This window comes from Herbaspirillum sp. 1173, assembly GCF_031455335.1.
Lineage (GTDB): Bacteria > Pseudomonadota > Gammaproteobacteria > Burkholderiales > Burkholderiaceae_D > Herbaspirillum > Herbaspirillum huttiense.
In genome coordinates, this window is the sequence record NZ_JAVDSP010000010.1 from 144281 (window position 1) to 156208 (window position 11928).

The 11928-nt window shown below is 64.2% G+C and carries 10 protein-coding genes; all 10 read left to right on the forward strand.

The features are described from left to right. The first annotated feature begins 251 nt into the window (after window positions 1–251). The 10 genes from J2X56_RS23790 to J2X56_RS23835 all read left to right on the forward strand — a co-directional run bounded on the left by J2X56_RS23790 (window position 252) and on the right by J2X56_RS23835 (window position 11924). Window positions 252–1427, forward strand: coding sequence for an ABC transporter substrate-binding protein (locus J2X56_RS23790; protein ID WP_310163244.1), 1176 nt, complete (start codon window positions 252–254; stop codon window positions 1425–1427). A gap of 304 nt (window positions 1428–1731) precedes the next feature. Further along, window positions 1732–2511, forward strand: a complete 780-nt coding sequence (locus tag J2X56_RS23795; RefSeq protein ID WP_121045758.1) for a crotonase/enoyl-CoA hydratase family protein — start codon at window positions 1732–1734, stop codon at window positions 2509–2511. A gap of 154 nt (window positions 2512–2665) precedes the next feature. Beyond that, on the forward strand, window positions 2666–4528 hold the full coding sequence (locus J2X56_RS23800) for a feruloyl-CoA synthase (RefSeq protein WP_121045757.1): 1863 nt from the start codon (window positions 2666–2668) through the stop codon (window positions 4526–4528). A gap of 13 nt (window positions 4529–4541) precedes the next feature. Next, a complete protein-coding gene (locus tag J2X56_RS23805) occupies window positions 4542–5795 on the forward strand; it encodes a thiolase family protein (protein WP_310163248.1) in 1254 nt (417 codons plus the stop codon). Between the two features lie 27 nt (window positions 5796–5822). After that, a complete protein-coding gene (locus tag J2X56_RS23810) occupies window positions 5823–6587 on the forward strand; it encodes an SDR family NAD(P)-dependent oxidoreductase (protein ID WP_310163253.1) in 765 nt (254 codons plus the stop codon). Between the two features lie 16 nt (window positions 6588–6603). After that, on the forward strand, window positions 6604–7023 hold the full coding sequence (locus J2X56_RS23815; protein ID WP_039783928.1) for a thioesterase family protein: 420 nt from the start codon (window positions 6604–6606) through the stop codon (window positions 7021–7023). 84 nt (window positions 7024–7107) lie between these two features. Beyond that, window positions 7108–8253: an ABC transporter substrate-binding protein gene (locus J2X56_RS23820; RefSeq protein WP_121045754.1), complete on the forward strand. Its 1146-nt coding sequence runs from the start codon at window positions 7108–7110 to the stop codon at window positions 8251–8253. Between the two features lie 88 nt (window positions 8254–8341). Then, the gene (locus tag J2X56_RS23825) at window positions 8342–9382 is read left to right on the forward strand and encodes a branched-chain amino acid ABC transporter permease (protein ID WP_034334616.1); all 1041 of its coding nucleotides are present in this window, start codon (window positions 8342–8344) and stop codon (window positions 9380–9382) included. Further along, a complete protein-coding gene (locus J2X56_RS23830; RefSeq protein WP_121045752.1) occupies window positions 9379–11172 on the forward strand; it encodes an ATP-binding cassette domain-containing protein in 1794 nt (597 codons plus the stop codon). The genes J2X56_RS23825 and J2X56_RS23830 overlap by 4 nt, the downstream gene beginning before the upstream one ends. Continuing rightward, window positions 11169–11924 carry an ABC transporter ATP-binding protein gene (locus J2X56_RS23835; RefSeq protein ID WP_121045751.1) on the forward strand — a complete coding sequence of 252 codons (756 nt, stop codon included), beginning with the start codon at window positions 11169–11171 and terminating at the stop codon, window positions 11922–11924. Before J2X56_RS23830 ends, J2X56_RS23835 begins: the two co-directional genes overlap by 4 nt. Window positions 11925–11928 lie beyond the last annotated feature (4 nt).

Consider the following 11928-nt stretch of genomic DNA (forward strand, 5'->3'; position numbering starts at 1 on the left):
GTCTCGTCTCTGGCTTGTTTCTTATTTTTTATAACTTTTATTAGCCGTTCGGTAACCGCACATCGGTTTGTTTACCGAACGGATGGTGCGATACTATTGTCGGCACCGACGCTTTGTCAACAAGGCGAGCCAAGGAAGGGAAAACGATACGTCGTCCGTCCGCAACAGTCGGACCGGCGATGCGACAATCAGGACGGCAGCAGAACCGCCCGCGCAGCATCGCTCACTACAATCACAAAGGAGACTGAAAAATGAGGTTGAAAAAACTCGCAGGATTGGCCGTGATCACGGCCTCCGTCAGCTTGCTGACATCGCCGGCGCACGCTCAGGAAACCATCAAGGTCGGCCTGATCGCCGCCTTCTCCGGACCCTTCGCCGATTACGGCAAGCAGATGGAAGGCGGCATCAAGGCCTACATGGCGCAGCATGGCGACACGGTCGCCGGCAAGAAAATCCAGGTCATCATCAAGGACACCACCGGTCCCTCGCCCGAGATCGCCAAGCGCCTGGCACAGGAACTGGTGGTGCGCGACAAGGTGGATTTCCTGGCCGGCTTCGGCCTTACGCCCGAGGCGCTGGCGGTAGCGCCCATCGCTGAACAAGCGAAGAAGCCGATGATCGTCATGAACGCGGCCAGCTCCGTCATCACCACCAAGTCCAGCTACATCGCGCGCTTTTCGATGACGCTGCCGCAGGTCTCGGGCCCCATGGCGACCTGGGCGCTGAAGAACGGCATCAAGCGCGTAGTCACGCTGGTAGCCGATTACGGGCCGGGCATCGATGCCGAGACCGCCTTCAAGACCAACCTGCTGGGCGGTGGCGGCCAGGTCCTGGAATCGATCCGGGTGCCGCTGCGCAATCCTGAGTTCGCGCCCTACATCCAGCGCATCAAGGATGCCAAACCGGAGGCGGTGTTCATCTTCGTGCCGGCGGGCGAACAGGGCATCGCCTTCATGAAGGGCTATCGCGAACGCGGACTGGCCGAGGCCGGCATCAAGGTCATCGCCACCGGCGACCTGACCGACGACCACGTGCTGCCCGCCATGGGCGACTCGACGCTGGGCGTGATCACCACCTTCCACTATTCGGCCGCGCATGATTCGCCGGAGAACAAGGCCTTCCTCAAGAGCTTTGCTGCCGCCAATCCGGGGGCAGGCCGTCCCAACTTCATGGCGGTGGCGGCTTACGACGGCATGAACGCCATCTACGAGGTCAGCAAAAAGCTGAACGGCAAGATCGATGGCGACCGTGCCATGGCCATTCTCAAGAACATGAAGTTCACCAGCCCGCGCGGCCCCATCGCCATCGACCCGGCCACGCGCGATATCGTGCAGACGGTCTACGTCCGCAAGGTGGAGAAGGTCGGCAGCGAGGTCTACAACGTCGAATTCGACAAGTTCGAAAACATGAAGGACACCGGCAAATAATCGCCTGTCGATACTCCATGGAAACGCCGGTGATGCAGTGCACACCGGCGTTTTTCTTTGAGCCGCCGGCAGCCATGCAGGTTGGCGCGCCATCGGTCACCGACACGTCATCGTTGCGACGCGATGCAGCAATTCCTGCTGCATGCCTCGACACATTTTTCGTTCGTTAATCGCCCGCTTTTACTTTGTTCGCACAACACGGAAGTCACATGGGGCTTGCGTTTACCTCCACTTTACTTATACTGAATAAACGTTATAACTTATAACTAATTTAAACGCCGACCACGGCATGACCAGAGACAGCATGAACCAGCCCAGCGACCTCCTCGACATCCAAGTACATGGCGCGATCGCCGAGATCGCGCTCAACCGCGCCGCCAAACGCAATGCCCTCAACGATCCGCTGGTGCGCGCCATCCGCGACTGCTTCCAGGATCTGCCGGAGGGCGTGAAGGTGGCCATCATCCACGGCATCGGCGAACACTTCTGCGCTGGCCTTGACCTCTCCGAACTGCGCGAGCGCGACACCACCGAATCCCTGCATCACTCACGCATGTGGCATGCGGCCTTCGAGCAGATCGCCTTCGGCCGCGTACCGGTGATCGCGGTACTGCATGGCGCGGTCATCGGCGGCGGACTGGAGCTGGCTTCGGCGGCCCACATCCGCGTGGCCGAACCGAGCGCCTTCTACGGCTTGCCGGAAGGACAGCGCGGCCTCTTCGTCGGCGGCGGTGGCTCGGTGCGCATCTCGCGCCTGATCGGCGTGGCCCGCATGGCGGACATGATGCTGACCGGCCGCGTGCTGACGGCCGAAGAAGGCCACCAGGCCGGCATCTCGCAATACAGCGTGGCCGCCGGCACCGGTCTGGACAAGGCCCGTGAGCTGGCCGAACGCATCGCCCGCAATGCGCCAATGACCAACTACGGGATCATGCACGTGCTGCCGCGCATCCATGACCAGTCGATCCAGGATGGGCTGATGACCGAATCGCTCATGGCCGCCGTGGCCGGCAGCGATCCCGATACCAAGGGCCGCCTGGCGGCTTTCCTCGATCACAAGCAGAACAAGGTCAAGCCGACCTGAGCACGGCCGCAACGAACAAAGCAACGCAGAAGAATCGGCCCTGCATGGCCGGACAAGAGCCACTACAGCGGCCAGCAAGTCAGTAATACAGCGCAAGACCACAACAACACAGCTGCCCGGCCACGACCGGGCAGGTGACACAACAGAGACATGTATGAACACTCCTCCTCGCTATCGCAGCTTCAGGTTCGGCATCGGCGGCGTTGACGTCGTGCCGGGTGCTGAGGGCATCTCCATCGTCAAGACCCGGCAGCCGCTGGGCGACTATCCCGCGCGCCTGACCGACAAGCTGATCCACTGGGCCACCGTCGATCCCGACCGCACCTACATGGCCCGCCGCGACAAGGATGGCCAATGGCGCCGCATCAGCTATGGCCAGGCCCTGCAAAGCGCACGCCGCATCGGCCAGGCGCTGCTGCAGCGCGGACTCTCGGCCGAGCGCCCGCTGCTGATCCTGTCCGAAAACGACCTCGAGCACGCCATGCTGGTGCTGGGCTGCCACTATGCAGGCGTGCCTTATGCGCCGGTATCGTCGGCCTATTCGCTGCTCTCCAAGGATTACGCCAAGCTGCGCCATGCGGTGCAGTTGCTCACGCCCGGCCTGATCTTCGCCGCCCATGGCGAGAAGTTTGCCGCGGCCGTCAATGCGGTGGCACCCGATATCGAATTCGTGGTCACCGAAGCACCGCCTGCCGGACGCGAATGCACGCTGTATGCGGAACTGGAAGCCACCCGCGCAGGCGATGAAGTCGAGCGTGCCTACGCCGCCACCGGTCCGGACACCATCGTCAAGTTCCTCTTCACCTCGGGCTCGACCAAGATGCCCAAGGCGGTCGTCAACACCCAGCGCATGATGTGCAGCAACCTGCAGATGATCGTGCAGACCTTCCCCTTCCTGGCCGAAGAGCCGCCCATCCTGATCGACTGGCTGCCCTGGAACCACACTTTCGGTGCCAACCACAACGTGGGCATCGTGATCTACAACGGCGGCACCATGTACATCGACGAGGGCAAGCCCACGCCGCAAGGACTGGCCACCACCCTGGCCAACCTGCACGAGATTTCGCCGACCGTGTATTTCAACGTGCCGGTGGGCTGGGAAGGCATCGCCCACGCGCTGGAGAAAGACCAGGCCCTGCGCGAAAAATTCTACAGTCGCCTGCGCATGCAGTTCTATGCCGGTGCCGCCCTGGCGCAACCGGTGTGGGACAAGCTGCACGCCACCGCCGAAGCCACCTGTGGCGAACGCATCGTGATGTGCTGCGGCCTGGGCATGACCGAGACCTCGCCTTCGGCGCTCTTCGTGGCCGACCTGGAAGTGCAGGCCGGACAGATCGGCATCCCCACGCCGGGCATGGAAATCAAGCTGGTCCCCAATGGCGACAAGATCGAGATCCGCTATCGCGGCCCCAACGTTACCCCGGGTTACTGGCGCGCGCCGGAACAGACGGCCGAGGCCTTCGATGAAGAGGGCTACTTCCGCTCGGGCGATGCAGTGCGCTGGCTGGACCCGGCCCATCCGGATCGCGGCTTCATGTTCGATGGCCGCGTGGCCGAGGACTTCAAGCTCTACACCGGCACCTGGGTCAGCGTCGGCCCGCTGCGCGCGCTGATTGCGCATGAAGGTGCACCCTATCTGCAGGATGCCGTCATCACCGGCCAGGACCGCAATGAAGTGGGCATGCTGATCGTGCCCAACATCGAGCGCTGCCGCCAGCTGGCGCGCCTGCCTGCGGAGGCCTCGCGGGCCGACGTGCTCAATGCGGCACCGGTACGCGATTTCTTCCAAGGTCTGCTGGAACGCCTGCAAACCCATGCCACCGGCAGTTCAACCCGCGTGGCGCGCGCGCTGGTCCTGATCGATCCGCCGTCCTTCGACCGTGGCGAAATCACCGACAAGGGTTCGATCAATCAACGTGCGGTGCTGACTCACCGCGCCGCCCTGGTGGAGGCGCTCTACGCCGGCACCGACCCGGCCGTGCTGACCGCACAGGCCGCGCTCTCCCCCGCTCACTGAGGAAGCAACAGACATGGCACAAGCAGCGTTCTATTCCAGCTTCAAGGACATCTGGCTCGTCGGCGGCGTGCGTACGCCCATGGTGGATTACTGCACCAGCTTCAGCCAGCTCTCGCCCACCGACATGGGCATCAAGGTGGCGCGCGAAGTACTGGCCCGTACCGGCATCGCCGCGACCGACATCGGCTCGGTGGTGGCCGGCAACATGGCGCCGGGCGATGCCTACCAGTACATGCTGCCGCGTCACATCGGCCTGTATGCAGGCGTGCCGATCACTACGCCGGCCATCATGGTCCAGCGCATCTGCGGCACCGGCTTCGAACTGATCCGCCAGGCCGGTGACCAGATCGAGCGTGGCTACACCGAGACCGCGCTGATCGTGGGCAGCGAATCGATGACGCGCAATCCGATTGCCGCCTTCGGCCATCGCACCGGTTTCAAGCTGGGCGCACCGGTGGAATTCCAGGACTACATGTGGGAAGCGCTGGTCGATCCGGCCCCCGGCATCACCATGCCGCAGACCGCCGAGAACCTGGCGAAAAAATATGGCATCACCCGCGCCGAGGTCGATGAATACGCCGCGTATTCCTTCGAGCGCGCGCTCAAGGCACAGGCGGCCGGCTTCCACGCGGGCGAGATCGTTCCGGTCGTCAACGAGACTTTCCGCCTGGATGGCTACCACGATCGTCACATCAAGCTGCAGGGCAAGACCAGCGAAGCCGCCACCGACACCCATCCGCGTCCGTCGCCGGTGGAGGTGCTGGCCAAGCTGCGCACGCTCTACCCGGATGGCGTACAGACCGGTGGCAACTCCTCGGCGCTGGTCGATGCAGCGGCCGCCACCATCGTCGCCTCGGGCGATTACGTACGCCGCCATGACAAGCAGCCGCTGGCGCGCGTCGTCGCAGCCGCTGTGGCCGGTGTGCCGCCGGAGATCATGGGCATCGGCCCGGTGCCGGCCATCCGCACCCTGCTCGAACGCAATGGCCTGACGGTGGCCGACATCGGCTGCTTCGAGATCAACGAGGCGCAAGGTGCACAGATCGTGGCGGTGGAACGTGAGCTGGGCATCGATCGCGACAAGCTCAACGTCAACGGCGGTGCCATCGCCCTGGGCCATCCGCTGGCCGCGACCGGCGTGCGCCTGTCGATCACGGCCGCGCGCGAGATGAATCGCCGGGGTGCGCGCTACTGCGTGGCATCGGCCTGCATCGGCGGCGGCCAGGGCATCGCCCTGCTGCTGGAAAATCCTTCGGCCTCCCGCTGATCCGCTCATTCGACAAGGACACATCTCATGCAACTGCAAGGACAAGCCGCCCTGGTGACGGGCGGCGCCTCCGGACTCGGTGCCGAGACCGCGCGCCAGCTGGTCCAGGCCGGGGCCCGCGTTTCCATTCTGGACGTCAACATGGAAGCTGCCCAGGCTTTGGCCGATGAACTGCGCTGCCACGCCGCACGCTGCGACATCACCGACACCGCGTCGGTGACAGCAGCCCTCGATGCCGCACAGGAAGCCAACGGCGCACCACGCATCCTCATCAACTGCGCCGGCATCGGCGGTGCCAAGCGCATGGTCGGCAAAGATGGCAGCCCGATGCCGCTGGAAGATTTCAGCCGCATCGTCAACGTCAACCTGATCGGCACCTTCAATGTCATCCGTCTGACTGCCGCCCGCATGGCCGCGGCCGAGCCGCTGGCCGAGGGCGAGCGCGGCGTGATCGTGGCGACCGCCTCGGTCGCGGCTTTTGACGGGCAAGTCGGGCAAGCCGGCTATGCGGCGTCCAAGGGCGGCATCACGTCCATGACCCTGCCGCTGGCACGTGATCTGGCGCAACACGGCATCCGCGTGGTGACCATTGCACCGGGGCTGTTCCTCACGCCCCTGCTCTACAAGCTGCCGGAAGAAGTGCAGCAATCGCTGGCCTCGTCCATCCCCTTCCCCAAGCGCCTGGGCAAGGCCGAGGAATATGCGCAGCTGGCCTTGCATATCGCCACCAATCTTTCGCTCAATGGCGAAGTGATCCGGCTCGATGGCGCATTGCGCCTGGCACCGCGTTGAGCACCGAGGAGAACGCATGAGCAAGACCATCATTCATCCGGTGCGCGTGGAATTCGGCGATTGCGATCCGGCCGGCATCGTGTATTTCCCCAATTTCTTCCGCTGGTATGACGCGGCCTCGCGCAACTTCTTCCATGAATGCGGCGTGCCGCCCTGGCGTGATACGGAAAAGACACGCGGCATCATCGGCACGCCCGTGGTGGACATCAGTTCGCGCTTCGTGCGCCCGGCCACCTATGGCGACCGCATCGAAGTGCATTCCACCATCGTCGAATGGAATGACAAGACCTTCGTCATGAAGCACGAGATCAAGCGCGATGGCGAACTGCTGTGCGAAGGCCGCGACGTGCGCGTCTTCGCCATTCGCCATCCGGAGGATCCGGCGCGCATCAAGGCCATCCCCATTCCGGAAGACATCAGGGAGATGTGCAGTTAAGCAATACGGCAGCAAGCGAGAGGCGGCAACAAGCCGCATCCGCCCACATCGAGCATTCGAACCATAACTACAAAGGAGACGGAGATGAAAACCAAACTGGCAATCAAGGCAGGGGTACTGGCAGCGATGCTGGCCTGTGCAGGAGCCGCCCAGGCCGAGCTGACCATCGGCGTGGTGATGTCGCTGACCGGTCCGGGCTCGGGCCTGGGCATTCCGGCCAAGAATGGCTTTGCCCTGTGGCCGGAGACCATCGGCGGCGAGAAGGTCAAGCTGATCATCCTCGACGATGCCACCGATCCCACCCAGGCCAGCAAGAATGCGCGCCGCCTGGTGGCCGAGGACAAGGTCGACCTGCTCATCGGTTCGGCCGCGGTGCCGCCCACGCTGGCCGTAGCCGACGTGGCGCTGGAATCGCAGACGGTGCAGCTGGCCATCTCCCCTATCGAGACCGCTGAAGGAAAAGACGCCTGGACCTTCCGCCTGCCGCAATCCACGGCCGTCATGGCCGGTGGCGTGGTGGAGCAGATGAAGAAGATGGGCGTGAAGACCATCGGCTTCCTCGGCTACTCCGACTCCTACGGTGAAAACTGGCTCAAGGAAGTGCAGCGCCTGGCCACCGCCGCCGGCATGAAGATGGGCACGGTGGAACGCTTCTCGCGGGCCGACACCAGCGTGACGGCGCAAGCGCTGCGCGTGGTCAGTTCCAATCCGGATGCGGTGCTGGTGGTGGCCTCGGGCAGCGGTGCGGCCATGCCGCACAAGGCGCTCATCGAGCGCGGCTACAAGGGCAAGATCTTCCAGACCCACAGTGCCGCCTCGCGCGACCTGATCCGTCTGGGCGGCAAGGATGTGGAAGGTTCCTACGTCATCTCCGGCCCGGCCGTGGTGCCGGAGGCGCTGCCTGACAGCAATCCTTCCAAGAAACTGGCGATGGATTTCGTCACGCGCTACGAGAAGCAGTTTGGCGCAGGTACCCGCAACCTCTTCGCGGCCCATACCTATGACGCGCAGCTGGTGCTGCAGAAGGTGGTCCCGGAAGCGCTGAAGAAAGCCAAACCCGGCACCCCCGCCTTCCGCGCCGCCTTGAAGGAGGCGCTGGAAACCTCCGGCCCGATCCAGATCTCGCAGGGCACGCTGAACTACTCGGCCAAGGATCACTTCGGACTGGGTGACGATGCGCGCATCATGCTGACCATCCAGAACGGCAACTGGAAGGCGGTCAATCCGTAATCCGCCTGTCCTGTCCGCGCGGCGGCGCGAGGTCTCCAGCTTGCGCCGCCGTTTTCCAGCCTGACGTTTTCTGCACCACACCCGAAACATGGACTCCTCCATTGCCGCCATCCTGACCCTGGATGGCCTGACCAACGGCATCGTCTATGGCTTGATCGCCATTGCCCTGGTGCTGGTCTTCACGGTCACCCGCATCCTCTTCATCCCGCAGGGAGAATTCGTCGCCTATGGCGCGCTCACCCTGGCCATGCTGCAACAAGGCCAGCGCCCCGGTCCGCTGTGGCTGCTGCTGGTGCTGGCCGTGTGCGCGGCCGGCATGCAGGCCGCGCAGCTCTTGCGCGCAGGCCAGGCTGCGCTGTTGCCGCGCACCCTGCTGGGCACGCTGGGCGTGCCGCTGGCCATTGCCGCCCTCGTCTGGTGGGCCGCGCCCCAGCAATTCGCGCTGCCGGTGCAGGTGCTGCTGACCCTGCTGCTCATTACCGCACTCGGACCGCTGATGTACCAGGTGGTCTATGAATCGATGGCCGATGCCAGCGTGCTGCAACTGCTGATCGTCTCGGTCGGTATCCACCTGGCCATGACCGGACTGGGGCTGGTGTTCTTCGGGGCCGAAGGTTTCCGCACCCCGGCCTTCTGGGATGAACGCTGGAATCTGGCCGCGCTCACCCTGAGTGCCCAGACCGTGGTGGTGGTGGTGGCCGCTGCCGCGCTGCTGGTGGCACTGTGGCTGTTCTCCGGGCGCACGCTGTATGGCAAGGCGCTGCGCGCCACGGCGGTCAATCGCCTGGGCGCACGGCTGATGGGAATCTCCACGACGCTGGCGGGCAAATTGTCGTTTGCCGTCGCGGCGTTTATCGGTGCTCTGTCGGGCGTATTGATCGGCCCGATGAGCACCATTTTTTATGACTCGGGTTTCCTGATCGGTTTGAAGGGTTTCGTCGCCGCCACCATCGGTGCGCTGGCGAGCTTCCCCGCCGCCGCAGGGGGCGCGCTGCTGGTGGGCCTGCTGGAGTCCTTCAGCTCCTTCTGGGCCAGTGACTTCAAGGAGGTGATCGTGTTCCTGGCGCTGTTGCCGATTCTGCTGTGGCGCTCGCTGGTCACGCCCGCGCATGACGAGGACGAGGAATGATGATGAACAAACGACTCCCTCTCTATGCGCTGCTGGCCGTGCTGGCGCTGTTCCCGATCCTGCCCACGCCGCAGTTCTGGGTGATCCAGGCCAACTACATCGGCCTGTATGCGCTGGTGGCCATCGGCCTGGTGCTGCTGACCGGCATCGGCGGCATGACCTCGTTCGGGCAGGCGGCCTTCGTCGGCATGGGTGCCTACACCACCTCGTATTTGACCACCGTGCATGCCGTGTCCCCTTGGCTGACGCTGCCGATCGGCCTCTTCATCACGGGGGTCTCGGCCTACGTGCTGGGCCGCATCACGCTGCGCATGTCCGGCCACTACCTGCCGCTGGCCACCATCGCCTGGGGCATCAGCCTGTACTTCCTGTTCGGCAAGGTGGACTTCCTCGGCAAGTATGACGGCATCTCCGGCATCCCCGCGCTGCAACTGGCGGGGTTGGACCTGGCCAAGGAACGCCACCTGTATTACCTGATCTGGGCCATCGTGCTGGCCGCCGCATGGGTCTCGCTGAACCTGCTGGATTCGCGCGCGGGACGTGCCATCCGCGCCCTCAAGGGCGGACGTTCGATGGCCGAGGCCATGGGCGTGGATACGGGGCGCTACAAGATCCTCATCTTCGTCTTTGCCGCGCTGCTGGCCTCGGTGTCGGGATGGCTCTTTGCGCACATGCAGCGCACCGTCAATCCCTCGCCCTTCAGCCTGGCGATGGGCATCGAATATCTCTTCATCGTGGTGGTCGGCGGCATTGCCCATATCTGGGGTGCGCTGCTGGGCGCGGGGGTATTGAAACTGCTGTCGGACCAGTTGCAGGTGCTGCTGCCAGCACTGCTGGGCGATGGCGGCAGTTATGAAAGCATCGTCTTCGGCCTGATCCTGATCCTGTTGCTCAAATACGCACGCGGCGGCCTGTGGCCCTGGGTACGCGCGCTGTGGCTGCGTGCCTTCCCGGCCGCCCCGGCACCGCTGCGCGTGGCGACCGCCGCGCCGATGGACAAGCGCAACGGTCCGGCGCGTGGTGCACCGCTGCTGGAGGTGGACCAGATCAACAAGCGCTTCGGCGGGCTGGTGGCGGTCAATGACGTGTCCTTCAAGGTCAAGGCAGGTGAGATCGTGGGCCTGATCGGTCCCAATGGCGCGGGCAAATCCACCACCTTCAATCTGGTCACGGGCCTGCTGCATGCCAGCGGCGGACGCGTCAGCTTCAACGGGCGCGACATCGCCGGCCTGCCGGCGCGTGCCATCGCACGGCTGGGCATTGCCCGCACCTTCCAGCACGTGCGCCTGCTGCCGGGCATGACGGTGCTGGAGAACGTGGCCCTGGGTGCGCACATGCGCAGCCGGCAAAGCTTCCTCAGCAATACGGTCAATGCCATGCTGCATCTGGAACGCGCCGAAGAGCAGGCGCTGCTCGATGAAGCCGCGCGCGCCCTGCATCGCGTCGGCCTGCAGCACCTGATGCATGAGCAGGCGGGCAACCTGGCACTGGGCCAGCAGCGCATCCTGGAGATCGCCCGCGCCCTGTGCTGCGATCCGCTGCTGCTGTTGCTCGATGAACCGGCCGCAGGCCTGCGCCATCTGGAAAAGCAGGCGCTCTCCAAGGTACTGCAGGAACTGCGCGCCGATGGCATGAGCATCCTGCTGGTGGAACATGACATGGAATTCGTCATGGAACTGACCGACCACATCGTGGTGATGGAATTCGGCACCAAGATTGCCGAAGGCACACCGCAAGAGATCCAGCGGCATCCCGCCGTGATCGAAGCCTACCTGGGTGGAATCGAATGAGTGAACTGGTCCTCGACGTCGCGCAACTGCGCGCAAGCTATGGCAAGGTGCAGGCGCTGCACGACATCAACCTGAAGCTGGAACGCGGCAGCATCGCCACCGTGATCGGCCCCAATGGCGCGGGCAAGTCCACGCTGCTCAACGCCATCATGGGTGTGCTGCCGGCGCAGGGCACGGTGCGTTATCAAGGCAAGCCGGTGGAACGCTGGAGCCTGGAACAACGCGTGATGGCCGGCATCGCCCTGGTGCCGGAGCGGCGCGAACTGTTCTCCACCATGAGCGTGGAAGACAACCTGCTGCTGGGGGGATTTCGCCGTCTGCGCTTGCGCCAGGCACAGCCGCTGGATCAGCTGGCGACCGTCTTCGAGCTGTTCCCGCGCTTGAAGGAACGCCGCGCCCAGCAGGCCGGTACGCTCTCGGGCGGCGAGCGCCAGATGCTGGCCATCGGCCGCGCCATGATGGCCAAGCCGGAACTGCTGATGCTGGATGAACCCAGCCTCGGCCTGGCACCGCGCATCGTCAAGGAAATCCTGCATATCGTTTCCGAACTGCGCACGGCCGGCATCTCGGTGCTGCTGGTGGAACAGAATGCGCGCGCGGCCTTGCAGACGGCCGACTATGGCTACGTGCTGGAACTGGGCAAGGTGACCATGCAGGGCGAGTCCGCGAAACTGGCGGGCGATCCGCAGGTGATCCAGGCCTACCTGGGATTTGGCAAGAAGGCGGAAGCCGAGGTGGTGGCGGCTTCCTGAGGCT

What these genes read in the sequence shown, in the direction of transcription:
- J2X56_RS23790 (WP_310163244.1), top strand. Translation starts at nt 252, where the DNA reads ATGAGGTTGAAAAAACTCGCAGGATTGGCCGTGATCACGGCCTCCGTC.
- J2X56_RS23795 (WP_121045758.1), top strand. Translation starts at nt 1,732, where the DNA reads ATGAACCAGCCCAGCGACCTCCTCGACATCCAAGTACATGGCGCGATC.
- J2X56_RS23800 (WP_121045757.1), top strand. Translation starts at nt 2,666, where the DNA reads ATGAACACTCCTCCTCGCTATCGCAGCTTCAGGTTCGGCATCGGCGGC.
- J2X56_RS23805 (WP_310163248.1), top strand. Translation starts at nt 4,542, where the DNA reads ATGGCACAAGCAGCGTTCTATTCCAGCTTCAAGGACATCTGGCTCGTC.
- J2X56_RS23810 (WP_310163253.1), top strand. Translation starts at nt 5,823, where the DNA reads ATGCAACTGCAAGGACAAGCCGCCCTGGTGACGGGCGGCGCCTCCGGA.
- J2X56_RS23815 (WP_039783928.1), top strand. Translation starts at nt 6,604, where the DNA reads ATGAGCAAGACCATCATTCATCCGGTGCGCGTGGAATTCGGCGATTGC.
- J2X56_RS23820 (WP_121045754.1), top strand. Translation starts at nt 7,108, where the DNA reads ATGAAAACCAAACTGGCAATCAAGGCAGGGGTACTGGCAGCGATGCTG.
- J2X56_RS23825 (WP_034334616.1), top strand. Translation starts at nt 8,342, where the DNA reads ATGGACTCCTCCATTGCCGCCATCCTGACCCTGGATGGCCTGACCAAC.
- J2X56_RS23830 (WP_121045752.1), top strand. Translation starts at nt 9,379, where the DNA reads ATGATGATGAACAAACGACTCCCTCTCTATGCGCTGCTGGCCGTGCTG.
- J2X56_RS23835 (WP_121045751.1), top strand. Translation starts at nt 11,169, where the DNA reads ATGAGTGAACTGGTCCTCGACGTCGCGCAACTGCGCGCAAGCTATGGC.